24 protein-coding genes and 1 tRNA gene are annotated in these 23,341 nt (G+C 60.7%); 6 read left to right on the top strand and 19 right to left on the bottom strand.

Annotation, left to right across the window (positions count from 1 at the left end):
- Positions 1 to 83: 83 nt before the first annotated feature.
- The gene (locus AAIE04_RS22060) at positions 84 to 1,394 is read left to right on the top strand and encodes an MFS transporter (protein ID WP_019455669.1); all 1,311 of its coding nucleotides are present in this window, start codon (positions 84 to 86) and stop codon (positions 1,392 to 1,394) included.
- A 204-nt stretch (positions 1,395 to 1,598) separates the two neighbouring features.
- Here the strand turns inward: AAIE04_RS22060 and AAIE04_RS22065 are convergent.
- The 3 genes from AAIE04_RS22065 to prfB all read right to left on the bottom strand — a co-directional run bounded on the left by AAIE04_RS22065 (position 1,599) and on the right by prfB (position 4,445).
- Positions 1,599 to 1,672 (bottom strand) — tRNA-Gly (locus AAIE04_RS22065).
- Between the two features lie 147 nt (positions 1,673 to 1,819).
- Entirely contained in the window at positions 1,820 to 3,337 is a 1,518-nt protein-coding gene (gene lysS, locus AAIE04_RS22070) for a lysine--tRNA ligase (RefSeq protein WP_019455668.1), read from the bottom strand.
- A gap of 9 nt (positions 3,338 to 3,346) precedes the next feature.
- Positions 3,347 to 4,445 (bottom strand): peptide chain release factor 2 gene (gene prfB, locus AAIE04_RS22075; RefSeq protein ID WP_197668307.1). Its coding sequence is split into 2 segments (ribosomal slippage): positions 3,347 to 4,369 and positions 4,371 to 4,445, totalling 1,098 coding nucleotides; the frame shifts between segments, so codons are not numbered across the junction.
- A gap of 261 nt (positions 4,446 to 4,706) precedes the next feature.
- Here prfB and AAIE04_RS22080 point away from each other — a divergent pair.
- Both AAIE04_RS22080 and AAIE04_RS22085 read left to right on the top strand, forming a co-directional pair.
- Complete coding sequence (locus tag AAIE04_RS22080; protein WP_154747452.1) at positions 4,707 to 5,093, top strand: type II toxin-antitoxin system RelE/ParE family toxin; 387 nt, start codon at positions 4,707 to 4,709, stop codon at positions 5,091 to 5,093.
- Positions 5,086 to 5,430: a helix-turn-helix domain-containing protein gene (locus AAIE04_RS22085; RefSeq protein ID WP_154747451.1), complete on the top strand. Its 345-nt coding sequence runs from the start codon at positions 5,086 to 5,088 to the stop codon at positions 5,428 to 5,430. Before AAIE04_RS22080 ends, AAIE04_RS22085 begins: the two co-directional genes overlap by 8 nt.
- Before the next feature lie 50 nt (positions 5,431 to 5,480).
- On the opposite strand, the gene recJ is transcribed toward AAIE04_RS22085, so the two are convergent.
- Genes recJ through xerD form a run of 3 tightly spaced genes read right to left on the bottom strand, consistent with a single transcriptional unit; the run spans position 5,481 to position 8,884 of the window.
- Complete coding sequence (gene recJ, locus AAIE04_RS22090) at positions 5,481 to 7,214, bottom strand: single-stranded-DNA-specific exonuclease RecJ (RefSeq protein WP_498577689.1); 1,734 nt, start codon at positions 7,212 to 7,214, stop codon at positions 5,481 to 5,483.
- Between the two features lie 6 nt (positions 7,215 to 7,220).
- The gene (gene dsbC, locus AAIE04_RS22095; protein WP_063917967.1) at positions 7,221 to 7,937 is read right to left on the bottom strand and encodes a bifunctional protein-disulfide isomerase/oxidoreductase DsbC; all 717 of its coding nucleotides are present in this window, start codon (positions 7,935 to 7,937) and stop codon (positions 7,221 to 7,223) included.
- A 26-nt stretch (positions 7,938 to 7,963) separates the two neighbouring features.
- On the bottom strand, positions 7,964 to 8,884 hold the full coding sequence (gene xerD, locus AAIE04_RS22100; protein WP_154747450.1) for a site-specific tyrosine recombinase XerD: 921 nt from the start codon (positions 8,882 to 8,884) through the stop codon (positions 7,964 to 7,966).
- 85 nt (positions 8,885 to 8,969) lie between these two features.
- Here xerD and fldB point away from each other — a divergent pair, with 85 nt between their 5' ends.
- Positions 8,970 to 9,488 (top strand): flavodoxin FldB, encoded by a 519-nt coding sequence (gene fldB, locus AAIE04_RS22105; protein ID WP_019455662.1) that lies wholly within the window; start codon positions 8,970 to 8,972, stop codon positions 9,486 to 9,488.
- A 36-nt stretch (positions 9,489 to 9,524) separates the two neighbouring features.
- Here the strand turns inward: fldB and creD are convergent, their stop codons facing one another.
- From creD to sdhE, 5 genes are all read right to left on the bottom strand, one after another.
- Positions 9,525 to 10,889, bottom strand: coding sequence for a cell envelope integrity protein CreD (creD, locus tag AAIE04_RS22110; protein ID WP_498057494.1), 1,365 nt, complete (start codon positions 10,887 to 10,889; stop codon positions 9,525 to 9,527).
- A gap of 80 nt (positions 10,890 to 10,969) precedes the next feature.
- Positions 10,970 to 12,388, bottom strand: a complete 1,419-nt coding sequence (gene creC / locus AAIE04_RS22115; RefSeq protein ID WP_498577690.1) for a two-component system sensor histidine kinase CreC — start codon at positions 12,386 to 12,388, stop codon at positions 10,970 to 10,972.
- Positions 12,385 to 13,080: a two-component system response regulator CreB gene (gene creB, locus AAIE04_RS22120; protein ID WP_498057492.1), complete on the bottom strand. Its 696-nt coding sequence runs from the start codon at positions 13,078 to 13,080 to the stop codon at positions 12,385 to 12,387. The genes creC and creB overlap by 4 nt, the downstream gene beginning before the upstream one ends.
- Complete coding sequence (locus tag AAIE04_RS22125) at positions 13,080 to 13,502, bottom strand: protein YgfX (RefSeq protein WP_019455658.1); 423 nt, start codon at positions 13,500 to 13,502, stop codon at positions 13,080 to 13,082. The genes creB and AAIE04_RS22125 overlap by 1 nt, the downstream gene beginning before the upstream one ends.
- On the bottom strand, positions 13,483 to 13,749 hold the full coding sequence (gene sdhE / locus AAIE04_RS22130; protein WP_019455657.1) for an FAD assembly factor SdhE: 267 nt from the start codon (positions 13,747 to 13,749) through the stop codon (positions 13,483 to 13,485). Before sdhE ends, AAIE04_RS22125 begins: the two co-directional genes overlap by 20 nt.
- A 321-nt stretch (positions 13,750 to 14,070) precedes the next feature.
- Between sdhE and ygfZ the strand changes: the two genes are divergently transcribed.
- Positions 14,071 to 15,063, top strand: a complete 993-nt coding sequence (gene ygfZ, locus AAIE04_RS22135) for a tRNA-modifying protein YgfZ (RefSeq protein WP_154747448.1) — start codon at positions 14,071 to 14,073, stop codon at positions 15,061 to 15,063.
- Between the two features lie 38 nt (positions 15,064 to 15,101).
- Here the strand turns inward: ygfZ and AAIE04_RS22140 are convergent, their stop codons facing one another.
- The gene (locus AAIE04_RS22140; RefSeq protein ID WP_435981769.1) at positions 15,102 to 15,599 is read right to left on the bottom strand and encodes a DUF2165 family protein; all 498 of its coding nucleotides are present in this window, start codon (positions 15,597 to 15,599) and stop codon (positions 15,102 to 15,104) included.
- A gap of 148 nt (positions 15,600 to 15,747) precedes the next feature.
- Positions 15,748 to 16,422, bottom strand: a complete 675-nt coding sequence (trhA, locus tag AAIE04_RS22145; RefSeq protein WP_019455655.1) for a PAQR family membrane homeostasis protein TrhA — start codon at positions 16,420 to 16,422, stop codon at positions 15,748 to 15,750.
- Positions 16,423 to 16,605: 183 nt separating this feature from the next.
- On the opposite strand from trhA, the gene AAIE04_RS22150 reads away from it, so the two are divergent.
- Positions 16,606 to 17,214 carry an HD domain-containing protein gene (locus tag AAIE04_RS22150; protein WP_025304127.1) on the top strand — a complete coding sequence of 203 codons (609 nt, stop codon included), beginning with the start codon at positions 16,606 to 16,608 and terminating at the stop codon, positions 17,212 to 17,214.
- A gap of 40 nt (positions 17,215 to 17,254) precedes the next feature.
- On the opposite strand, the gene rbsK is transcribed toward AAIE04_RS22150, so the two are convergent.
- From rbsK to AAIE04_RS22180, 6 genes are read right to left on the bottom strand one after another with little or no spacing between them, the layout of a single operon-like run.
- A complete protein-coding gene (gene rbsK / locus AAIE04_RS22155) occupies positions 17,255 to 18,181 on the bottom strand; it encodes a ribokinase (protein WP_498577691.1) in 927 nt (308 codons plus the stop codon).
- Positions 18,178 to 19,086, bottom strand: coding sequence for an allose kinase (gene alsK, locus AAIE04_RS22160; protein ID WP_197668312.1), 909 nt, complete (start codon positions 19,084 to 19,086; stop codon positions 18,178 to 18,180). Before alsK ends, rbsK begins: the two co-directional genes overlap by 4 nt.
- Positions 19,087 to 19,096: 10 nt before the next feature.
- Positions 19,097 to 19,768, bottom strand: coding sequence for a D-allulose 6-phosphate 3-epimerase (alsE, locus tag AAIE04_RS22165; RefSeq protein ID WP_498577692.1), 672 nt, complete (start codon positions 19,766 to 19,768; stop codon positions 19,097 to 19,099).
- Between the two features lie 31 nt (positions 19,769 to 19,799).
- The gene (locus AAIE04_RS22170; protein ID WP_498577693.1) at positions 19,800 to 20,834 is read right to left on the bottom strand and encodes an ABC transporter permease; all 1,035 of its coding nucleotides are present in this window, start codon (positions 20,832 to 20,834) and stop codon (positions 19,800 to 19,802) included.
- Positions 20,835 to 20,844: 10 nt separating this feature from the next.
- A complete protein-coding gene (locus AAIE04_RS22175; RefSeq protein WP_019455649.1) occupies positions 20,845 to 21,831 on the bottom strand; it encodes an ABC transporter permease in 987 nt (328 codons plus the stop codon).
- Entirely contained in the window at positions 21,824 to 23,341 is a 1,518-nt protein-coding gene (locus AAIE04_RS22180) for a sugar ABC transporter ATP-binding protein (RefSeq protein ID WP_498577694.1), read from the bottom strand. Before AAIE04_RS22180 ends, AAIE04_RS22175 begins: the two co-directional genes overlap by 8 nt.

Consider the following 23,341-nt stretch of genomic DNA (forward strand, 5'->3'; position numbering starts at 1 on the left):
GATCGCCTGAATGGCGAACCATCATTTTTATTCAGCCTAACAAAATATCCGCTTATCGTGGCGGATATCATCGAGGCGTTACTATGACCGATAAAATACCAGGAACTCGCTGGCTGCGGGTTATCGCGCCGATCCTTATCACCTGCATTATTTCATTTATGGATCGCGTTAATATCAGCTTTGCTCTGCCGGGCGGCATGGAACAGGATTTAGGCATTACCAGCCAGATGGCTGGCGTGGCCAGCGGTATCTTTTTTATTGGTTATTTATTTCTGCAGATTCCCGGCGGACGGCTGGCGGTTTACGGTAGCGGCAAACGTTTTATTGCCTGGTCGCTCGTGGCCTGGGCGATTGTCTCTATCGCTACCGGGTTTGTCACCCATGAATATCAGTTGCTCGCGCTGCGTTTTATTCTCGGAGTCTCCGAAGGTGGGATGTTGCCGGTGGTGCTGACCATGGTAAGCAATTGGTTCCCGGAAAAAGAACTGGGCCGGGCCAATGCCTTTGTCATGATGTTTGCGCCATTGGGAGGGATGCTGACCGCCCCGGTTTCCGGCGCGATTATTGCCGCCCTCGACTGGCGCTGGCTGTTCATTATCGAAGGCTTATTGTCGATCGTGGTGTTGACCATTTGGTGGCTGGTGATCAGTGACCGCCCGGAAGAAGCGCGTTGGCTACCGGCCAAGGAACGCGAATACCTATTGACCGAGCTGGCCCGGGAGCGCAAAGCGCGAGAAGGGATGGCGCCGGCGGCCAAAGCGCCGCTCAAAGCCGTGTTCCGTAACAAAGGATTGATGCGCCTGGTCGTGCTGAATTTCTTCTACCAAACCGGTGACTATGGTTATACGTTGTGGCTGCCCACCATCTTGAAGAACCTGACCGGCGGCAGCATGGCTAATGTTGGCGTGCTGGCGATCCTGCCGTTTATTGCCACTCTGGCGGGGATTTATGTGATTTCGCTGTTCAGCGATCGCAGCGGTAAACGCCGTTTATGGGTGAGGATCTCCCTGTACTGTTTTGCGGCGGCGCTGGTGGCCTCGGTAATTCTGCATGAGCACGTGGTGGCCGCTTATATCGCGCTGGTGGTGTGCGGCTTCTTCCTTAAAGCGGCGACCAGTCCATTCTGGTCTATTCCCGGGCGCATTGCGTCGGCAGAAGTCGCCGGCAGCGCACGCGGGGTGATCAACGGGCTGGGCAATCTCGGTGGGTTCTGCGGCCCCTATCTGGTGGGCGTCATGATTTATCTGTATGGGCAGAACGTCGCGGTTTGCGCGCTGGCCGTATCGCTGCTGCTGGCAGGCACCATCACCTTCCTGCTGCCGAAAGAGTGCGATCGCGCCGGCGGAGAAACCGACGACCGCCTGCCATCCGGGGCTAAACAGAAGTGGAGTTAAGCGGCAATAGCGCGGTGTGGGCAGCGACGGCGGCTCACACCCGCGTCAGGCTTGGGTGGCGCGTTGTTTATCGCGCCAAAACGCAGGACCAGGGGGTGAGATGATCACAAGCCAACTCGATACCCAAACGGTAATGCGGTTCGGTGAGAAATCGTCTTTTCTGAAAGTGGTTATAACTTAATGAAATGATACATAAGGAGATTTTGGAGCGGGTGAAGGGAATCGAACCCTCGTATGCAGCTTGGGAAGCTGCCGTTCTACCATTGAACTACACCCGCATCGGTGTGCGACAGGCATTATAACCGGTTATCGGCGGCGGGCAAGCGGAGATGGCGCGTAACTGTCGATGTTTTAAGCGGTTAAGTTCCGTGGGCGAAAAAAAACCGGCGCAGCTGCCTGCACCGGTTGTTGCACGCTAAACGGGATTACTTCTGCGGGCGCATCGCCGGGAACAGAATCACGTCGCGGATGGTGTGGCTGTTGGTGAACAGCATCACCATGCGGTCGATACCGATGCCCAGGCCGGCAGTCGGCGGCAAGCCGTGCTCCAGCGCAGTAACGTAGTCTTCGTCGTAGAACATAGCTTCGTCGTCGCCGGCATCTTTGGCGTTCACCTGATCGGCGAAACGCTGCGCCTGGTCTTCGGCGTCGTTCAGCTCGGAGAAGCCGTTGCCGATTTCACGGCCGCCGATGAAGAACTCGAAGCGGTCGGTGATTTCCGGGTTAACGTCGTTGCGGCGCGCCAGCGGCGACACTTCTGCCGGGTACTCGGTGATGAAGGTCGGCTGAATCAGATGGCTTTCCGCCACTTCTTCGAAGATCTCGGTCACGACGCGGCCCAGACCCCAGCTCTTCTCAACCTTGATGCCGATGGATTCGGCGATGGCCACCGCTTTGCCCATGTCGGCCAGATCAGCCAGATCGGTTTCCGGACGGTATTTCTTGATCGCCTCGGTCATGGTCAACTTCTCGAACGGCTTGCCGAAATCGAACACTTCGTCGCCGTACTGCACCTGAGAGGTGCCCAGCACTTTCTCGGTCAGGGTGCGGAACAGGCTCTCGGTCAGTTCGATCAGGTCTTTGTAATCCGCGTAAGCCATGTAGAGTTCCATCATGGTGAACTCTGGGTTATGACGCGGAGAAACGCCTTCGTTGCGGAAGTTGCGGTTGATTTCGAACACGCGCTCAAAGCCGCCGACCACCAGACGCTTCAGATACAGTTCCGGCGCGATGCGCAGGTACATGTCGATATCCAGCGCATTGTGGTGCGTGATGAACGGACGCGCGGACGCGCCGCCCGGGATCACCTGCATCATCGGGGTTTCGACTTCCATGAAGCCGCGTTCCACCATGAAGTTACGGATAGCGGACATCACCTGCGAACGCACTTTGAAAGTGTTGCGCGATTCTTCGTTGGCGATCAGATCCAGATAACGTTGACGGTAACGGGTTTCCTGATCCGCCAGGCCGTGGAATTTGTCCGGCAGCGGGCGCAGCGCTTTGGTCAGCAGACGCAGTTCGGTGCAGTGGATCGACAGTTCACCGGTCTTGGTTTTGAACAGCTTGCCGCGCGCGCCGAGGATATCGCCCAGGTCCCATTTTTTGAACTGGTCGTTGTACACGCCTTCAGCCAGATCGTCGCGCGCGACGTACAGCTGAATGCGGCCGCCCACGTCCTGCAGCGTAACGAAGGACGCCTTGCCCATAATGCGGCGAGTCATCATGCGACCGGCAACGGTCACTTCTACGCCCAGCGCTTCCAGCTCTTCGTTGTCTTTATCGCCGTACGCAGCGTGCAGTTTGTCGGAGGTGGAATCGCGACGGAAGTCGTTCGGGAACGCAATGCCGTTCTCGCGCAGGCCGGCCAGTTTCTCGCGGCGGGACTGCAGTTCGTTATTGAGATCCAGCGCCTGATCGGCGCCCTGTACTTGTTGTTCAGACATTTCTATTCCTCATAACCCGGCTTTCAAACTTGCCTCAATGAATTTATCCAGGTCGCCATCCAGTACGGCCTGCGTGTTACGCGTTTCGACGTTGGTGCGCAAATCCTTGATGCGGGAGTCATCCAGCACGTAAGAACGGATTTGGCTGCCCCAGCCGATGTCGGACTTGTTGTCTTCCATCGCCTGTTTATCAGCATTTTTCTTTTGCATCTCAAACTCGTACAGCTTGGCTCGCAGCTGTTTAAACGCTTGATCCTTGTTCTTATGCTGAGAACGATCGTTCTGGCACTGCACCACGATGTTGGTTGGCAGGTGAGTAATACGTACGGCGGATTCGGTTTTGTTGACGTGCTGACCGCCCGCACCGGAGGCGCGGTACACGTCGATGCGCAGATCCGCCGGGTTGATATCGATATCGATATCGTCGTCCACTTCCGGGTAGATGAACACCGAACTGAACGAGGTGTGGCGACGGCCGCCGGAGTCGAACGGGCTTTTGCGCACCAGGCGATGCACGCCGGTTTCAGTGCGCAACCAGCCGAACGCGTAGTCGCCGATGATCTTGATGGTGGCCGATTTCAAGCCCGCGACGTCGCCGTCGGACTCTTCGATCACTTCGGTTTTGAAGCCTTTGGCTTCGGCCCAGCGCAGGTACATGCGCAGCAGCATGCTGGCCCAGTCTTGCGCCTCGGTGCCGCCGGAACCGGCCTGGATGTCCAGGTAGCAGTCGGCGCTGTCGTATTCGCCGGAGAACATGCGGCGGAATTCCAGCAGCTCAAGCTTGGCGATCAGTTGATCCAGCTCGGCGACCGCTTCGTTGAAGGTCTCTTCATCGTCGGCTTCCACCGCCAGTTCCAGCAGCCCGCTGACGTCTTCGCCGCCCTGCTGCAGTTGATCGATGGTTTCAACGATGGCTTCCAGCGCGGCGCGCTCTTTGCCGAGCGCCTGTGCGCGCTCAGGATCGTTCCAAACGTCCGGCTGCTCCAGCTCGGCGTTGACTTCTTCTAGACGTTCCTTCTTGGCATCATAGTCAAAGATACCCCCTAAGAACCGCAGTCCGCTCGGACAGGTCCTGAATTCGGTTTTTTACCGGATTAATTTCAAACATGGTTTCGTTCTTTTACGTTGATGTCGTCGATGGCGGAATGCCATTGGAACCGCTAATTCTAACGGATCCGGGCGGCAGTTTATAGCGAGTTGGTCAGTTTTTGTGGCGATCGGGTAGCAAAGCGGGTGGCAGGATGAGCTGGAATTTCGTCAGCGTTTTATTGCTTATGCCCACTACGCCGCTAAGCTGTTCAAGTATTGAGCAAGGTAGCCATTAAGACTATAGTCACCACGATGACTCTCAGGGACAGGCGTTGCCAATATGGACATTTTCATCACGGATGATTTCGACAAATTTATGAAGAAAAATCGCATCGTCGATAAAAAGATTTGCACGGCGGCTCACGAACTTGAACATGGCAACCATGACGGCGATCTGGGCGGCGGCGTCTACAAGAAACGCATTCCGCTCAATCGGGGTAAACGGGGCGGCGCCCGATCGGTCGTGGCGTTTAAACGCGGACATCATCAGTATTTTGTTGATGGATGGCTAAAAAACACCGTAAAACAGAGCGGTGCAAAAGAAATTAACGATGATGAATTGGCAACCTATCGTGAACTCGCCAAAGACTTTCTTGCCATGCCGCCGGAAATTATCAAACGAGCCATCGATAGCGGTTACCTGCGAGAGGTGAAATGCGATGACTGAAAATCGCCTGCTCAGGCTGCAAAAAATGGCGCAACGTTTCCATGAGGTAGGCGCCGTCTCAGACGATACGATGCGCAACATCGATGCGCGCGTACAGGCGCAAGAGCAAAATACCCAGCGTGAACAGCGTGAGCAAATGGACGGTGCACGCATCAAAATGCTGCGCAAGCGGCTTGGCCTAAGCCAGGCCGATCTGGCGGCCGTGGTCAACATGTCGACCACCAGCGTACAAAAATGGGAACGCAACGCGGTAAAACCTCAGGGTTCCGCGCTAAGAATGCTGGAAATTATCGAACAGAAAGGGGTCGCCAGCCTGATCATCTCGCCACGAAACTGATGGTGCGTTCATGCACCGGCCACTTGCCGGCGCATGAACGCAATTTCACTTCAGCGCGGCCAAAGATGCTGGATCAACAGCTGCACGTTGCGGTTGCCGCGAAACTCATTGACGTCGAGCTTGTAGGCCAATTCCACTTCGCGCACGCTGCTGTCCGGCCACAGCGTGGTGTCCACGTTGAAAGCGATGCCGTCGAGCAGCGGGCCGCCGCCGAGCGGCTCCACCATCAGCTTCAGGTGTTTCTCGCCCACCAACCGCTGCTGCAGAATGCGGAACTTGCCGTCGAAGGTCGGTTCCGGGAACGCCTGGCCCCACGGGCCGCCCTCGCGCAGCAGCTCCGCCGTCGTCAGCGACAGCTCCTGCATCGCCAGTTCGCCGTCAGACCAGATAACCCCTTCCAGCATCGCCGGATCGAGCCACTCCCCCACCAGCTCGCCGAAACGCTCGCGGAACTCGTCGAATTTGGCTTCTTCCAGCGACAGCCCGGCCGCCATCGCGTGGCCGCCGAACTTCATCATCAGCCCAGGGTTCAGCATATCCAGCCGCTCCAGCGCGTCGCGCATGTGCAGGCCTGGCACCGAACGGCCTGAGCCTTTCAGGATGCCGTCGCCCGCCGGCGCGAACGCGATCACCGGACGGTGGAAACGCTCTTTGATACGCGAAGCGAGGATGCCCACCACGCCCTGATGCCATTCCGGGTGATACATCGCCAGCCCGTAAGGCAGCTCGGTGCTGGTGCGCTCCAACTGATCGCACAGCTGCAGGGCTTCCACCTGCATGCCCTGCTCGATCTCGCGGCGCGTCTGATTCAACGCATCGAGATCGTTGGCCAGCATACGCGCTTGCGCAATGTCGTCGCTCAGCAGCAGCGCCACGCCGATCGACATGTCGTCCAGCCTGCCGGCGGCGTTGAGGCGCGGGCCGAGAGCGAAACCGAGATCGTTGGCCGCCAGTTGGCGGGCGTCGCGGTTGGCCACCTCAAGCAGCGCGCGGATGCCTGGGCGGCATTTGCCGGCGCGGATGCGGTTTAACCCCTGATACACCAGAATGCGGTTGTTGGCGTCCAGCGGCACCACGTCGGCCACGGTGCCCAGCGCCACCAGATCCAGCAGTTCCGCCAGATTGGGCATCGCCAGGACGCGCTGCTCGAACCAGCCGCTGTCCCGCAGCCGGGCGCGCAGCGCCAGCATCAGGTAGAACGCGACGCCTACCCCGGCCAACGACTTGGATGGGAAGGCGCAGCCGCGCAGGTTGGGATTGACGATCGCTTCGGCCGCCGGCAGGGTCTCGCCCGGCAGGTGGTGATCGGTCACCAGCACCTGCATGCCTTTGGCGTGCGCCACGTCGACGCCGGCGTGGGAGGAGATGCCGTTATCGACGGTGACGATCAGCTCCGCGCCGCGCGCCGCCGCCTGTTCCACCACTTCGGGGCTCAGGCCGTAACCGTCTTCGAAGCGGTTCGGCACCAGATAGTCGACGGCAGCGCCGCCCATGCTGCGCAGCGCCAACACCGTCAGCGCAGTGCTGGTGGCGCCGTCGGCGTCGAAATCGCCCACCACCATGATGCGGCGGCCGTCAGCCAGCGCCTGTTGCAGCAGGCTGACCGCGGCGTCGATGCCGTCCAGCTGTTGCCAGGGCAGCATACCTTTGACGCCGCGCTCCAGCTCTTGCTCAGCCTGCACGCCGCGCAGGGCGTAAAGCCGCCGCAGCAACGGCGGCAAACTGGCGGGCAGATGCGTGTCGTCCGCCGCCGGGCGGCGGCGTAGTTGCGTTTTGATACTCACCGGCGATTAACCACCGGCTTTGGTAGCGGCCTGGTGCGCGTCCAGCATGGCGGCCATCTCTTTCGGCCCCTGATAGCCTGGAATCATCATGCCGTTTTCCAGGATGATCGCCGGCGTGCCCTGAATGCCGAACTGCACGCCCAGCTCGTAATGCTTGCTGATGTCGGTTTTGCAGGTCGCCGGGGAGATGGCGTCGCCCTTCATGGCGGCGTCAAACGCCTTGGCCTTGTCGGCGGTACACCAGATTGACTTCATGTCTTTTTCAGCCTGGGAGGCCAGCCCCTGGCGCGGGAACGCCAGGTAACGCACGGTGATGCCCAGATCGTTGTACTCTTTCATCTGCTGGTGCAGCTTGTGGCAGTACCCGCAGGTGATGTCGGTGAACACGGTGATCACGTGTTTTTCTTTCGGCGCCTTGTAAACGATCATCTGATCTTTCAGCGCGTCCAGCTTGGTGCTCAGCAGCTGATTGGTCACGTTGACCGGCTCTTTGCCGCTGACGTCGAACAGCGGGCCTTGCAGAATGTGCTTGCCGTCTTCGGAAGCGTACAGCACGCCGCTGTCGGTCAGCACCGTTTTCAGACCGGCGACCGGCGAAGGCTGCACGTCCGCCTGCTGGATGCCCAGACCGGCGAGCGCTTTTTTGATCGCTGCGTCATCGGCATGGGCGGCGCCGGCCACCGAAGCCACCAGCAGAGAAAGCAGCATTAAACCTTTTTTCATTGTTCCAATCCTTTCGAACCCGCCGCTCAGGCGCGCGGGTGATGCTGTTGATGTAGCTGTTTCAGTCGTTCGGTCGCTACATGAGTATAAATTTGCGTGGTCGAGAGATCGCTGTGCCCTAACAACATCTGTACGACACGGAGATCGGCCCCATGGTTCAGCAAATGGGTGGCGAACGCGTGCCGCAGCACGTGCGGCGACAGACGCTCGCTGTCGATGCCTGCAAGGATCGCATAGTGTTTGATGCGATGCCAGAACGTCTGTCGGGTCATTTGCTGGCAGCGGGTGCTGGGGAACAGCACATCCAGCGTCTGGCCGTTGACCAGCCAAGGGCGGCCATGTTCCAGATAATTTTCGATCCAGTAAACCGCCTCTTCGCCCAGCGGCACCAGCCGCTCCTTGTTGCCCTTACCGATCACCCGCACCACGCCCTGGCGCAGGCTGACGTCGCTGATGCTCAGCCCCACCAGTTCGGAGACTCGCAGCCCGGTGGCGTACAGCACTTCGAGCATCGCCTTGTCGCGCAGCTCCAGCGGCTGATCGACGCAGGGTGCCTGCAGCAGCGCATCGACCTGCGCCTCGCTCAGATCCTTCGGCAAACGCTGCGGCAGCTTGGGGGAAGCCAGCTGCGCAGTGGGATCGTCGGCACGCAGTTTTTCGCGGTACAGATACTGAAACAGGCGACGCATGGCGCTCAGCAAGCGCGCGGAACTGGTGGCCTTGTAGCCGCCGTCCACCCGCTCGGCGAGAAACGCCTGCAGATCCAACGCCTGCGCCTGCAGCAAGGTGGTGTTTTGCTGGCCAAGCCAGGCGCCCAGGGCCTGTAAATCCAGCCGGTAAGAGGCCAGCGTATTTTCCGCCAGATTGCGCTCAAGCCACAGCGCATCCAGGAATTGTTCAATCAGCGCATTGTCTTGCTGTTGCACGCGGTCCTCTCTTTGTTGCATTTCCACCCGCGCCATTATGCCTTAAGCCGGCGCAAATCAGGTATACTCGCTGCAATTCTCTAAACAGCAACGTAACGGTTTACACATGAAGATTGGTCTGTTTTACGGCTCCAGCACCTGCTACACCGAGATGGCGGCGGAAAAAATCCGTGAGATTCTGGGTGAGGACCTGGTCGACCTGCACAACCTGAAAGACGTCTCGCCCAAGCTGATGGAGGAGTATTCCATTCTGATCCTCGGCATCCCAACCTGGGATTTCGGCGAGTTGCAGGAAGATTGGGAAGCGATCTGGCCGCAGCTGCCGGCGCTGGATCTGAAAGGCAAGATCGTCGCCATGTACGGCATGGGCGATCAGCTCGGTTACGGTGAGTGGTTCCTCGACGCGCTGGGCATGCTGCACGATCACATCGCGCCGCTGGGCGTACAGTTCATCGGCTTCTGGCCGACTGAGGGCTTCGAGTTCACCAGCCCCAAACCGCTGAGCGCCGACGGCAAACACTTCGTCGGCCTGGCGCTCGATGAGGTCAACCAATACGATCTGAGCGAAGAGCGCCTGCAGCAATGGTGCGAACAGATCCTGTTGGAAATGGAGCCGCTGCTGTAACCGCTATCGGGCGCTTAACGCGCCCGATTTCCCCGCTTATTTCCACAGCCGGAAACGTGGTTCTTCTTCGCTGGCAGGCATTTCCTTTGTCAGACGCGCCGGATCGGCCACCTGATACCAGTCCAACTTGCGCGTCAACAGCATGATGCCCGCCAGAATGGCAAACAGCAGCCCTGCCCCCAGCACCAACGCATTGTCCTCCGACTGCAATAGCAAATAGAGCACGCCGTACAACAACAATAAGCTCGCGGCGAACAGCGCACCGCGCAACTTGCCGCGCAGTACGGCGCTCAGATAGAAGGCGATCAGCCCGCTGCAGGCGATGCTGGCCGCCAGGTAAGCGAGAGCAAACCCCAGGTGTTCGGAAAAGGCCAGCAGAATCAGGTAGAACAGCACCAGCGCCGCACCGACCAACAGATATTGAATCGGGTGCACTCGCAGCCCGGTCAGGGTTTCGAACAGGAAGAACGCCATAAACGTCAGCCCGATAAACAGCAGCGCGTATTTGACTGCGCGCTCGGTCAGTTGATAGTGATCGACCGGTTCGACCAGGCTGGCGCTGAAGGCCGGCAGCTTATCCTCGTCGATAATGCCATCATCGTAATAGAACGCACTGTTGATGTTGTTGGCAAACCAGGTGCTGCGCCAGCGAGCGCTAAACCCCTGCTCCGTCACCTTGCGTTCGTCCGGCAGGAAGTTGCCGAGGAAATTCGGATGCGGCCAGTTGCTTTGCAACTGCAGTTCGCTGCTGCGCCCCAGCGGCACCAGCGACAGGCTGCTGGTGCCCGCCAGCGTCAGGGTGAAATCGGCGTTCAGTCCCTCTTTTTGTTGCAGCGCCGCCAGCGTCAGCGGTGCGTGGATCCCCTGGCGCAACGATCCCACACCGGTGCCCGGCTCAAAGGCCACCGGCTGCGGTGTTGCCAGCGGAGAAATGCTCTTGATGCCGCGAGAGTCGCTCAGCGCTACCAATAAGAACGGCTGGCCGACGGTCACGTTGGCACGTTGCAAATCCGTCAGCTCCGGCTGACCGAAACGCACCTTGAAGTTCAGCGGCCCTTGGTAAACCTGCGTCTGATAAATGCCCAGTTTGCGCACCTCCACATTCGGCGCCCCCTGCACCTGAAGCGACTCCGGCAACAAATAGCGGTAATGCTGCACCCGCTGCACCACCGTTTGCCCTTTCTCGTCTTTCTTCTCTTCTCGTTCGACATAAGGAATGACAATCAACGGGCCGAGCACGCGCTGTGCCCCGCTGGTGCTGTCGCTCACCTGCCCGACCACGCTTTGCCGATAGCCGCTGCGTTCGTCGATCACGCTCATCAGCTGGGCGATGGGAATCAACATCACCAACATCAATCCCAGCAACGTGGTTATTTTCCAGAAAAGTACCGATTTCATCATGTTCACTCCTTGTAGGTAATGAGGTCACGATAAAACCCGCAGGTGAAATCAGAATGTGGTTATGTGAAGGGAAGGTGAAGTCACAGCGATAACATGAACGTCGCTTCTACCCCGTGCGGCCGGCGGTTGTGCAGGTGAATACCGCCATGATGCAGACGGGCGACTTCCTGCACGAAGTTCAGGCCCAGCCCGCTGCTTTTCGGGCGTTCGGCGCGCGGCAGCGAATAAAAACGCTCGAACACCTTATCGAGCGCATAGTCAGGAATGCCGCTGCCGTCGTCGCAGACGCTAATGCAGTAATGCTGTTCCCGCCGTTCGCCTCGCACGCTGACGCAACCGCCCGTCGGGGTAAAGTCGATCGCGTTGTCCAACAGGTTGGTCAGCGCCTGGCTGATCAGCAACGCATCGCCGTTCAGCGTCACCTCCGCCAACGTCTCCAGTTGCAACCTGACGCCGCGCTGCGTCGCCTGCGCCTCTTTGCCCGCCACCGCCTGGTCGATCAACGCCGCGATAGCTATGGGCGCCGTCTCCATTTCAGGCCGGCTCTCCAGCCGCGCCTGCACCAGCAGTTTATCCACCAGCTGCTGGATACGCGCGCTTTGCTGCTCGATGTTGGTGAGAAAACGCCGGGCGGTTTCCGGCGGCGGCAGTTCCTGCAACAGCTCCGCCGCGCCCCTGATCGCCGCCAACGGGCTTTTCAACTCATGCGTCAGGGTATGCGCATACTGTTCGATATAAGCTTTGCCTTCCAGCTTAAGGCGCATGCTCTCCAACGCCTGCGCCAGTTGCGTCAGCTCCTTGCCGCCCACTTTGGGCAGCGGCGCGTTTTCCCCCTGCGCCACCCCGTCTGCATAGCGCACCAGCCGGCCTATCGAGCGGTTGATCCACCACACAAATACCGCCCCGATCAGCAACGCGATCCCCAGCAGCAATGCGCCGGCCCACAGAATGCGCCGTTCGCTGCGTTTGATCACCGGCGCCATGGTGCTGTTGGGTTTGCCCACGGTGAGCACACCGATAATGCGCCCTTGTTCTATCACCGGCGCGGCCACATACATCACCGAACTGTTTTCATCCTGCGGATCGCTGCGGGTGCTGCGGGCGCCGTACTGGCCGCGCAGCGTTCGATAAACGTCATTCCAGCGCGAATAATCCTGCCCCAGCGCGCGACCGGCGGAATCGAAGATGACCCTGCCCCGCGCATCGGTAAGATAGACGTGGTATTCACTGCGATCCTTGCGGATGCCGGAAATGTTGGCGCCGATCGGCCGCTGATTCAGCTGCATAAACGCCTGCGCCAGTTGGCCATGCGCCGCATCGCCGCGCTGCATGTCCTGACGGGCGATCTGCGCCAGCAGGTTGGCGGTGTCCACCAGCGTGCCTTCGGTAGCGCGCCGCACGCCGGGCTTAACTTCCTGGACGAAAATGCTCAGCACGAAATACCCGGCCACCGCCACGATCAGAAAATATCCCAGCAGCAGACGCAGGCCAATTTTCATGGCTGGCGGCTCACGCTGTAGCCCAATCCCCGGTGGGTGTGGATCGGCGGTTCACCCGGCTCAACCGCACGCAGCTTGGCACGCAGCGTTTTGATGTGGGTATCGACGGTGCGATCCAGGCTTTCTTCCGCCTGCGCCCAGACGCTTTCCATCAGTTGCTGCCGCGAGAACACCCGTCCGGGTGCCAACAGCAGAGTTTTCAGCAGCAGGTATTCGTAACGGGTCAGCGGCAGCGGCCGCTGGTGATAGCAGATGATGGCGGCGTCTTCGTCGAGGACGAAAGCGCCGAAATGGTAGAGCGCACTCTGGTGCAGGCGCTGCTGCTTATGCAGGCGGCGCAAAATGGTACGCACCCGGGCGCTGACCTCGCGAGGGGAGAACGGTTTGGCAACATAGTCATCGGCACCGATCTCCAGCCCGATCAGGCGATCCACTTCATCACTGCGGGCGGTAAGAAACAGAATCGGCAGATCGGCCGCCTGAGCCAGCAGGCGGCGGCACAATTCAAAGCCGTTGATATCCGGCAAACCGACATCGAGGATAGCGAGCGCGGGCGCGCCCTGCGCCAGCGCCTGCAACGCCGGCTCTGCGCGTTCGAACCAGCGCACCTCGAAGCCTTCGCTCTCCAGCGTGTAAACCAGCGTATCGGCAATGCTGGGTTCATCTTCCACCAACCAGAGTACGGGTTTCATCAGTGCTCCTCGCCGTCACCCGCCGGAGGATACAGCAACAGCTGCCGCAGATGGCGCCACTCCTCCTTACCCATGCAGTCGGAAGCCAGCCACAGCCGGCGGCGCTTTTTGCCCTCCATCGGCTGCAGCGTCAACAGCATGCCGTAGCCCGGCATCCAGGGTTTTTTCGCCAGCTGCCATTCGCGGCCGTGCCAGCTGAAGCGCCGGTCGGCCAGCAGCCGCAGTTCACCCTGCACCGCCGCGATGCGCTTCTGGCTGCGAATGCACTGAAACACCACCAGCGTCAGCAGCACCAGCCAGAGCGGGCCAAAGCCTTCCGGCCAGGGCGAAATCAGGATCAGCAGGATCAGAACCCCGTGGGTCAACAGGGAAAACAGCTGGGTGCGCCAGGAAATGCGGATATCACATCGCCACTGGGCCACGGTCTTTATTTCGCGTTTGGATCAGGGTCACCATTCTTTGCAGCTCGCTGTCCTGCGGCGCGCCATGATTCATCAGCCAGTTGAACAAATCGGGATCGTCGCACTCCAGCAGGCGGATGAACAACGCCTTGTCCGCGTCATTCAGGCTGTCGTATTCGTATTCGAAGAACGGCATGATGGAGATGTCCAGCTCGCGCATGCCACGGCGGCAAGCCCAGTGAATACGTGCTTTGTTGTTAATATCCATGTTGTTATGACTCACCTCTTTTCAGCGCGGCAGCGCCAGCGCAGGGTTCAAATGACACACTGTATGGCAACGCCGTCGCAATATAATTCCATCAGCCGGGGGATCTGTCTGCAAGGGCGCCCTGGCCGCAAGCCTATAGAGTAACAATTTGACATACACGCCGGGAAGCCGCTTGGAGGTGGAAAACGCAATAAAGCGCAAAATGCCAAAAAAAGCGCCCCCCGGCACCGCGGCGCGAATAACAGTTTGCAAAGCCCGCCGCCTCTTTTACCATGGGTTCAATACCCTTCAGGTAAGCTAAACGTTGAGCAGGAACTTACTATGGCGCATAACATTCCATTCCCACCCCGTCAGCCCTCCGCTTCCACCCATCTTCCCCTGACGCTGATCTCGCTGGAAGATTGGGCGCTGGTGACGCTGAACGGGCCGGACACGGTGAAATATCTTCAGGGCCAGGTGACGGCGGACATCGACGCGCTGGCGGCCGATCAACACGTGCTGTGCGCCCACTGCGACGCCAAGGGCAAAATGTGGAGCAACCTGCGTCTGTTCCGCCGTGGCGAAGGCTTCGCCTATCTGGAGCGCCGCAGCGTGCTGGACAGCCAGCTGGCTGAAATCAAAAAATATGCGGTGTTCTCCAAAGTCACCATCGCCGCCGACAATGACGCGGTGTTGCTGGGCGTCGCCGGTTTCCAGGCGCGCGCCGCGCTGGCGGGCCTGTTCGCCACGCTGCCGAGCGCCGAGCACCCGGTGGTGCAGGAGGGCGAGACCACGCTGCTGCACTTCAATGCGCCGGCGGAGCGTTTTCTGCTGGTGACTCGCCCCGCCGTTGCCGAACAGCTGATCGGCAAACTGCACGATCAGGCGGAGCTGAATGACAGCGGCCAGTGGCTGGCGCTGGAGATCGAGGCCGGTTATCCGGTTATCGACGCCGCCAACAGCGCGCAGCTGATCCCACAGGCCACCAACCTCCAGGCGCTGGAAGGCATCAGCTTCAGCAAGGGCTGCTATACCGGTCAGGAGATGGTGGCGCGCGCCAAGTTCCGCGGCGCCAATAAGCGTGCGCTCTACTGGCTGGAAGGTAAAGCCGCCCGCGCCCCGCAGGCGGCGGAAGATCTGGAGCTGCAGCTGGGGGAAAACTGGCGCCGCACCGGCACCGTACTGGCGTCGAGTCAGTTGGCCGACGGCACGCTGTGGGTGCAGGTGGTGATGAACAACGATCTGGATGCCGACAGCAAGCTGCGGGTACGCGACGATGCCGCCAGCCAGCTGGCGATCAAACCGTTGCCCTACTCGCTGGCCGAAGAGAAATAACCCGCCGGCCGCAGGTGCCCTGCCTGCGGCCGTCTTAACTACTCGTCCAACTCCCCATCGCGCTGCACCAGGTAGATCAGCACCAGGATGATGGTGACGAAGAAGCGAAACGCGCTCGGCACGCCGTTCCATTGCTGCGACATCCACATGCCGAACCACTCCCCCCCAATCGACATAAAACCGACCTGCCAGGTAAGGAAGCCCAGCGTCAGGCCCGCTACCGCCCATTGTTTTCGGCCGTTGAAAGCTTTGGCAGGCAGTTTCAGGCCGCCCAGCAGGCGCAGGCCGCCAATCCAACACAGCAGCGCGGTCAGACTCTCCAGCGCAATGATGAAAATATAGCCGGCGTGATGCAGCCACGGCGTCTGTATCGAGCGGTAGCCGATAGTGGCGTCGGGGAAAAGAGTGTCCATCATAAAGACGTGGCGCACGAAGGCGAAATTGGAGCCGTAGTCGGTGAGGTTACCGAAGGCCACCAGCGAAGCAAACAAGGCGATAGCGCAGACCAGCAGCGCTTTGGATAAGCGAACGATCATCGTAATGAGTCCTGAACAGGTTAGAGAAAGAGTATGCGGGCTCAGAAATGAAAGAACGGGCTTGCTGGATACCCGAAAGAAGCAAGCGCCTCTTTTTTAAAACAAAAGAGGCGCCTGTTCAATACGCATTCAGATGTAGCGGCAACGCTTAGACGTACAGGTAGATCGCCATGAAGTGGCAGGCGCTGCCGCCGAGCACGAAGCCGTGCCAGATGGCGTGGCCAAAGCGAATGCGCTTGGAGGCGTAGAAAATCACGCCCAGGGTGTAGACCACTCCGCCGATCGCCAGCAGCGTGACGCCGCCGGCCTCCAGCCGCGTAACCAGCTGATAAATCACGATCAGCGACAGCCAGCCCATCGTCAGGTAGGTCACCAGCGACAACGCTTCAAAACGGTGGGCGAAGGCCAGCTTGAACAGTACGCCAAGCAGCGCCAACCCCCAGATTACCGCCATCAGGCCCTTCGCCAGCGGCGAATCCAGCCCTACCAGCAAGAACGGGGTGTAAGTGCCGGCAATCAGGAGATAAATGGCGCAGTGGTCAAATTTTTTCAGCCAATGCTTGGCCTTTTGATGCGGAATCGCATGGTACAGCGTAGAAGCGAGAAACAGCAGGATCATGCTGCCGCCATACAGGCTATAACTGGTGATGGCCGTCGCATCGGCGCCGGTATTCACCGCCTGCACCAGCAGCAACACCAGGCCGACAATACCGAACACCAGCCCGATGCCGTGGCTGATGCTGTTGGCGATCTCTTCCGCCCACGGATAAGCCGCGGCGACGATCTTATCGGCCCCGGTTTTCACTACGTCCGTTTTCCCCATAACGCGCAACCCCTCAAAATGCCCTGCTTTGTGCGAAATTAACGCAAAGCAGCTTAACTGAGAATAATTCCAGTGTACACGTGTACGCTAAAATAAAAATGTGAACGCGTGTAACCATCGAAATCCCCCGCCCGCTGGTCTACAATCGTCAGGCTTCAACCCACCCACCTTGAGGTTTACACCATGTCATCCGCTGTACCCGCGTTAGATTTCGGTTCAATGACCCAGGTCATCCAGTTCCTGATGGAAATCGATAAGTTGAAAGGCGTACAACGCCGCACCAAGGTACTGGGCACCCAGCGCCAGGAAAACTCCGCCGAACACAGCTGGCATTTCGCCATCGCCGCCATGAGTCTGGCCCCCTACGCCGGTGATGACGTAGACATTCAGCGCGTGATCCAGATGGCGCTGCTGCATGACATCGTGGAAATCGACGCCGGCGACGTGCTGGTCTACGATCTGGCGGCCCGCGCGGCGATCCACGATCAGGAAGTGGCGGCGGCGCGCCGTCTGTTCGGCATGTTGCCGGAGGCTCAGCGCGAGTATTTCACCGCTTTATGGCAGGAATATGAAGACGGCGAAAGCGCCGATGCGCGCTTTGCCTTACTGCTGGATCGCACCATGCCGATGCTGATGAACCTGCACAACGAAGGCCAGAGCTGGGTAGAAAACGGCATCAGCCTGGAGCAGGTGCTGGCGCGCAATGCATCGATCGCTGACGTGCACCCCGAGCTGTGGCACCACATGGAGCAACATCTTCGGGATGCGCAGCGCAAAGGCTGGTTGAAGTAAGGGGACCGGGCTGCCGCCTCTGCGCCGCAGCCCGTCGCCGTCACGCGCACGCCCGTTGGCGCGCCAGCGCCTCGTCATAGCTCGGCATCGACACCGCCGCTCCCGCTCGCTCCACGCAGACCGCCGCATAGGCGGCGGCGAAGCGCACCGCCTCGGCTAACGGCACCTGATTCGCCAACTGCGCCGCCAGGGCGCCGTTAAACGCATCGCCCGCGCCGGTAGTGTCTTTCGGCTGCGCCGGAAACGCCGGGATCAGCTCGCTGCGCTCCCCGTCCGAGAACAACGCCCCCTGCGTGCCCAGCGTCACGATCAGCAAGCGAATGCCCTTGGCGTGCAGCACCTGTGCCGCCTGCCGCGCTGAAGCCTCATCCCGCACCGGCACGCCGGTCAGCAACGTGCATTCGGTGGCGTTGGGCGTCAGCAGATCGACCTGCGCCAGCAGGCTGTCCGGCACCGGCTGAAACGGCGCCGGGTTAAGAATGATGAACGTCCGCGCCTCACGGGCGATAGCGATCACCTGCTCGATCGCCGGCAGGTTGTTCTCCAACTGGGTCAGCAGAATATCCGCCGCGGCAATCGCCGGCCGGCACTGGCGCACCTCATCGTCGCTGACCGTCAGATTGGCGCCGGGATCGACGGCGATCATGTTCTCCGCATCCTCGCCGGCAACGTAGATAAGCGCATTGCCGGTCGGGCAATCGCCGGTCGAGAACAGCGTCACCGCATCGAAGCCGGCGGCGGCGAGATGACGCCGGGCGAAGGTGCCGAAGTCGTCGCGCCCCACCTTGCCGATATAATGCACCCGCGCCCCGGCGCGCAGCGCGGCGGTGGCCTGATTGGCGCCCTTGCCGCCCGCCCCCATCATGCTGTTGCGAGCAATCAGCGATTCGCCGGGCTGCGGAAAGCGCGCCATGCCGGCGACGATATCCAGGTTGAACGAACCGAACACGCAAACTTTGCCTTTCATTGCTGATACTCCCTGCTCAATTGGAGGTGGCGCCGGGCGGCCAGACAGGCGCCTTTGCTGCCGGTTTCATCGCTGAGGCGGCTGACGGAGATCGTCAGCCCCTGTGCCGGCTGCGGCCCGCGCAAATGGCGGCGGATCTCTTGCTCCAGCTGCGCCAACGGAAAACCGCTCATGGCGATCACGCCGCCGCCCAGGATCAGCCGCTCTGGATCGAGCACGTTCATTTCGATGGCGATGGTCTGCGCCAATCGATCGACGAAGCGGCGCAGATCCGGATGATCGCCGTGGCATTCGAACAGCCGCTCGAACGGCGTTTGCGGCGCGTTGGCGCGCGCCCAGCCGGTCAGCCAGTGGCCGGAGGTCAGGCTCTCGACGCAGCCTCGTTTGCCGCACGGGCATTCACCCTGATGGCCTGGCCAGGGAATGTGCCCCAGCTCGCCGGCGGCGCCGTGCGCCCCGTGGTAAAAATCACCGTTCAGCCACAGGCTGTTGCCCATGCCGGTGCCCAGATACAGCCCCACTGCCACCTGCGGCAGCGCCGGCAGCTGCTGCAGATCCCACCACAACAGGTGGTTGACGTCCTTGTCCATTCGCACCGGCAGCGCCAGCCGTTCGCTCAATAACGCCGCCACCGGCTGGGCATCCAGCGCCGGGATAAACGGCAACGACAACACCCGAGAACGATCGCGGCTGAGGATCCCCGGCAGCCCCAGCATCACCTGCACCACCTGACGATCCTCGCAATGCCGGGCGATAAGATCGCCCAACGCCGCCAGCGGATCGGCCTGCTGCGCCCAATCGGCGGTCGCTATCTTGCGGTAACCGCTGAACTCGCCTTCATCATCCATCAACAGCAGGCGGGTATTGGTGCCGCCGACGTCAACGCCAAGAAAATGCCGCATCATATCCCCCGCCTCAGGCCGCTTGCCGCATCTGATCCAGCATCTTTTCCCACGCCGTTTCCAGATCCGGATCGAGGTTGAACAGCCCGGAACTGCCGACGATCAACACTTCCGCACCGGCGCCCATCAGATCGTGGTAGGTGCGCTGGTTGCAGGATCCATCTATTTCGATCAGATAGTTCAGATCCTGTTGGCGTTTCAGATCGCGTAATTGGCGGATCTTTTCCAGCATTTCGGGAATGAACGGCTGCCCGGCATAGCCCGGATCGACGGTCATCACGGTGACTTTATCCAGCAGATGAATATAGTGGCGGATAAACTCCACCGGCGTGGCCGGGTTCAGCACCACCCCCACTTTTTTGCCCAGCGCGCGGATTTGGTTAATTACCCGGAACGCGTCGCGGTTGATGGTTTCGGCGTGCGGACAGATAAAATCCGCGCCGGCGCGGGCGATAGGGTCGATAAAATCGGTCGGGTTCTCCACCATCAGATGCACGTCCAGCAGCAACGAGGTGTGCGGCCGGATCTGTTCGATAAAGAACGGCGACAGCGTGATGTTTTTAACGTAGTGCCCGTCCATGATGTCGATGTGCAACATATCGGCGCGGCGGTTCAGCACCGCCAATTGCTGCCGAATATCCATCAGGTTCATGCACATCAGTGAAGGTGAAATCTGGTATTTCATTAGCGTTATCCTGCGCAAAAGGGAAAAAAGATCAGTGGCCCGCCGCGGTTCTGGCCTGTGCCGCGCTGCGGCGCATCGCCCGCCGCTGCCGATAGCGATGGCGGAAAAACTTCAGCGCCAGCACCGCGATCAGCACCGCGCCCCACATCGCCAGACTGAAGTGCGGGCTGACGTTCATCAGGTTCAAACCGGTGGCGATCACCTGCAGCACCACCAGCGCCAACACCACGCCGCTGACCCGGCCGAAGCCGCCGAACGGATCGGTGCCCCCCAGAATGATCGCCAGCACCGTCAGCAGCAGGTAAGAGTCGCCGTAGCCCATGCGCGCCGAGTTGAAGCGCGCCATCATCACCAGCCCGGCGATCACGCACAGCAGGCTGGAGAGGGTGTAAATGGCGATCAGTACCCGGTGGGTATTCACGCCACTGAAGTGGGTAGCGTTGATGTTGCTGCCGCTCATGTAGATACACTTGCCGAGGCGGGTTTTCTGCAAAAACAGCGCCAGCAGCGCGGCGACCGTCAGGAAGATCAAGAGCGGCACCGGCACGCCCAGCACGCTCTCGGCGCCGATAAACCGCACGATCTCCGGCATGCCGCTCAGCGCCGCACCGCGCGTCAGGTAAATGCCGATGCCGTTGACCGTGGTCATGGTGGCCAGCGTCACCAGAATCGGATGCGCGCCGACGTAGGCCACCAGCGCGCCGGTCGCCGCGCCGATAAGCCCGGCCAGCAGCATCGCCGCCACCAGCGCCAACGCCAGCCACAGCGCCTGCATCCCCAGCCCGGCGCCCGCCGGCAGATAGCGGATAAACAGCCAGGCCATCAGCAGGCTGGTCAGGTTGGCGCAGGCGATAATGCACAGGTTCAGACCGCCGCTGAGGATCGGAATGAACATCGCCAGAGTCAACAGGCCCAGTTCCGGCAGCTGGAACGCCACGCTGGTGAAGGTGGCGCCGCTGAAGAAGCGCCCCGGCATCAGCAGGCTGAAGACCAGCACCACCGCCAGCAGCAATGCCATCAGACCGACGGCGGCGCCGTCCGGACGAAATTTCAGGTTATTGCCCATCAGGCGCTCCTCAGGCGAAACCGACGTCGGTTTCTTTGCGTTTCTTGTAGTGGGTGACGGTGATCGCCGCGACGATCACCAGACCGATCGCCACGTTCATGAAATAGCTGGACACGCCGATCAGGTTGAGGCCGTTTTTCAGCACGCCGATCAGGAACACGCCCATCAGCGTGCCGACCACGCTGCCCTTGCCGCCGTTCAGGCTGGCGCCGCCCAACACCGCCGCCGCCAGCACGTCCAGCTCGCCGCCCACCAGCGCGTTGGGCACCACTTCCCCCATGCGGTACACCTGTACCAGGCCGCCGATCGCCGCCATCGCGCCCAAATAGCCATAGGCGAACAGGTGCAGCAGGCCGACGCGGATGCCGATGCGCCGCGCCGATTCCGCATCGCCACCGACGGCGAACAGCTGGCGCCCGAGGTGGGTCTTGTTCAGCAGCAGCCAGGTCAGCAGCGCCACCGCCAGCATCACCAGCGTCGGCAAGCCGAGCTGATAGCTTTGCTCGCCCAGTTGGAACGGCAGCACGCTGCGCGGCAGCGTCCACCAGTCCGGCAGCGCGTACAGGCTGCGGCCGTTGGTCAGCCACATCAGCATGCCGAACAACAGTGCCTGCATGCTGATGGTGACGATGATCGAGACGATACGCAGGCAGTAGATCAACAGCGCGTTGACCATGCCCAGCGCGGCGCCGATCGCCAACGCCAGCAGGATGCTGCCCGTCGGACTGGCCAGGCCGTAGTGGGTGGCCAGCGTGGCGATCAGGTACTGCACCACCGAGGCCACCGCGGCGAAGGAGATATCGATACCGCCGGTCACCAGCACCACGAACAGGCCGAGGGCGAAAATGCCGCTTACCGCGTAGCTTTCGCTGAGATCGAGCAGGTTCTGCACCGTCAAAAACTGGTCGCTGAGCAGCGAAAAGACGATGACCGTCAGCAGCAGCACCCAGGCCAGGTAGCCTTCGTTGCCGCGTGGTTTCAGGCTGAATCTACGCATTGATCGCCTCCGCCAGCCGTTGCTGGCTCACCTGCTCCGGCAGGTATTCGCCGATCACGCTGCCGCCGCTGAAGTGCAGCACCCGATCGCAGTTGTAATACACCTCCGGCACCTCGTCGGAGATCAGCAGAATCGCGATCCCCTCCTGCGCCAGCAGATGGATCAGTTGGTAGATGCTGGCCTTCGCGCCGACGTCGACGCCGACGGTCGGCGAATCGAGGATCAGGATCCGCGGCTGGGTCAGCACCCACTTGGCCAGCACGATCTTTTGCTGATTGCCGCCGGACAACGTCGAGACCGCCTGATCCGGATCCGCCACCCGCACGCCGAGTTTGGCGATCCACTCCGCCACGATGCGATTCTTGCGGTAGTCGTCGATCAGGCGAAAACGCCCGCGCAGCTTATCGAGAATGGTCAGCACCGCGTTGTCCGCCACCGACTGTTGCTGCACCAGCCCCAGCGTCAGGCGATCCTCCGAAACGTAACCGATGCCGGCCTTGATCGCGTCCTCATGGCCGCGAAAGCGCACCGGTTTGCTGTCGAGGTAGAGTTTGCCGCTGTCCGGCCGGGTCATGCCGAACAGGCTCAGCGCCAGCTCGGTGCGCCCGGAGCCGAGCAGCCCGCACAGACCGAGCACCTCCCCCTGATGCAGCCGGAAGCACACGTCCTGATACTGGCCGGCGCGGCTCAGGCGATCCGCCTCCAGCATCACCCGATCCTTATTCAGGCTGGGCGCTTTCAGGCGATAATCCAGCTTCCGACCGGTCATCAGCTCGGTCAGACGATCGCCGGTGATCTCTGCCGCCGGCCAGGTGCCGACTTTGTTGCCGTCGCGGATCACCGTGACGCGATCCGAGATCTCCAGCACCTCGTCCAGCCGGTGGCTGACGAACACCACGCAGATGCCCTGCGCTTTCAGATAGTCCACCGTGCGCAGCAGTTGGTTAACCTCGGTGCGGGTCAGCGAAGCGGTCGGTTCGTCCATGATCACCAGCCGCGCCTCCGCCACCAGCGCACGGCAGATCGCCACCTGCTGGCGCTGCGCGATCGGCAGCTCCGCCACTCGTTTGTCGAGATCCAGATTGAAACTCAGCGATTGCAGCTGGCGCTCGGCGGCGCGCCGCAGCCGCGCCGGGCGGTGCCAACCCAACAACCCGCGCAGGTTGTGTTCGAAGGCGATGTTTTCCGCCACCGTCAGATTGGGAAACAGCGACAGATCCTGGTAAATCACCTGAATGCCGAAAGCGCGCGCCTGATCCGGCGACAGCCGGCCGAAGGTTTGCCCATCGATGATGATGCGGCTGCCGTCGTCCGGTTGATAGACGCCGGCGATCGCCTTGATCAGCGTGCTCTTGCCACAGCCGTTGGTGCCGGCCAGGCAGTGCACTTCTCCCGGCATCAACGCCAGTGAAATCTCGTTCAGCGCACGCTGCCCGCCAAAGGTCATCGACAGCTGTTGCAGCGCGATCAGCGGCGCGCCCTGCGTTGCCGTATTGCCGGAAATCGCCAT

The organism is Serratia sp. Ae19-1, assembly GCF_059801225.1.

What these genes read in the sequence shown, in the direction of transcription:
- AAIE04_RS22175 (WP_019455649.1), bottom strand. Translation starts at nt 21,831, where the DNA reads ATGCGTAGATTCAGCCTGAAACCACGCGGCAACGAAGGCTACCTGGCC.
- AAIE04_RS22180 (WP_498577694.1), bottom strand. Translation starts at nt 23,341, where the DNA reads ATGGCGATTTCCGGCAATACGGCAACGCAGGGCGCGCCGCTGATCGCG.
- AAIE04_RS22080 (WP_154747452.1), top strand. Translation starts at nt 4,707, where the DNA reads ATGGACATTTTCATCACGGATGATTTCGACAAATTTATGAAGAAAAAT.
- AAIE04_RS22170 (WP_498577693.1), bottom strand. Translation starts at nt 20,834, where the DNA reads ATGGGCAATAACCTGAAATTTCGTCCGGACGGCGCCGCCGTCGGTCTG.
- AAIE04_RS22060 (WP_019455669.1), top strand. Translation starts at nt 84, where the DNA reads ATGACCGATAAAATACCAGGAACTCGCTGGCTGCGGGTTATCGCGCCG.
- fldB (WP_019455662.1), top strand. Translation starts at nt 8,970, where the DNA reads ATGAAGATTGGTCTGTTTTACGGCTCCAGCACCTGCTACACCGAGATG.
- alsE (WP_498577692.1), bottom strand. Translation starts at nt 19,768, where the DNA reads ATGAAATACCAGATTTCACCTTCACTGATGTGCATGAACCTGATGGAT.
- AAIE04_RS22085 (WP_154747451.1), top strand. Translation starts at nt 5,086, where the DNA reads ATGACTGAAAATCGCCTGCTCAGGCTGCAAAAAATGGCGCAACGTTTC.
- AAIE04_RS22140 (WP_435981769.1), bottom strand. Translation starts at nt 15,599, where the DNA reads ATGATCGTTCGCTTATCCAAAGCGCTGCTGGTCTGCGCTATCGCCTTG.
- dsbC (WP_063917967.1), bottom strand. Translation starts at nt 7,937, where the DNA reads ATGAAAAAAGGTTTAATGCTGCTTTCTCTGCTGGTGGCTTCGGTGGCC.
- sdhE (WP_019455657.1), bottom strand. Translation starts at nt 13,749, where the DNA reads ATGGATATTAACAACAAAGCACGTATTCACTGGGCTTGCCGCCGTGGC.
- ygfZ (WP_154747448.1), top strand. Translation starts at nt 14,071, where the DNA reads ATGGCGCATAACATTCCATTCCCACCCCGTCAGCCCTCCGCTTCCACC.
- lysS (WP_019455668.1), bottom strand. Translation starts at nt 3,337, where the DNA reads ATGTCTGAACAACAAGTACAGGGCGCCGATCAGGCGCTGGATCTCAAT.
- trhA (WP_019455655.1), bottom strand. Translation starts at nt 16,422, where the DNA reads ATGGGGAAAACGGACGTAGTGAAAACCGGGGCCGATAAGATCGTCGCC.
- creD (WP_498057494.1), bottom strand. Translation starts at nt 10,889, where the DNA reads ATGATGAAATCGGTACTTTTCTGGAAAATAACCACGTTGCTGGGATTG.
- creB (WP_498057492.1), bottom strand. Translation starts at nt 13,080, where the DNA reads ATGAAACCCGTACTCTGGTTGGTGGAAGATGAACCCAGCATTGCCGAT.
- rbsK (WP_498577691.1), bottom strand. Translation starts at nt 18,181, where the DNA reads ATGAAAGGCAAAGTTTGCGTGTTCGGTTCGTTCAACCTGGATATCGTC.
- xerD (WP_154747450.1), bottom strand. Translation starts at nt 8,884, where the DNA reads ATGCAACAAAGAGAGGACCGCGTGCAACAGCAAGACAATGCGCTGATT.
- AAIE04_RS22150 (WP_025304127.1), top strand. Translation starts at nt 16,606, where the DNA reads ATGTCATCCGCTGTACCCGCGTTAGATTTCGGTTCAATGACCCAGGTC.
- creC (WP_498577690.1), bottom strand. Translation starts at nt 12,388, where the DNA reads ATGAAAATTGGCCTGCGTCTGCTGCTGGGATATTTTCTGATCGTGGCG.
- alsK (WP_197668312.1), bottom strand. Translation starts at nt 19,086, where the DNA reads ATGATGCGGCATTTTCTTGGCGTTGACGTCGGCGGCACCAATACCCGC.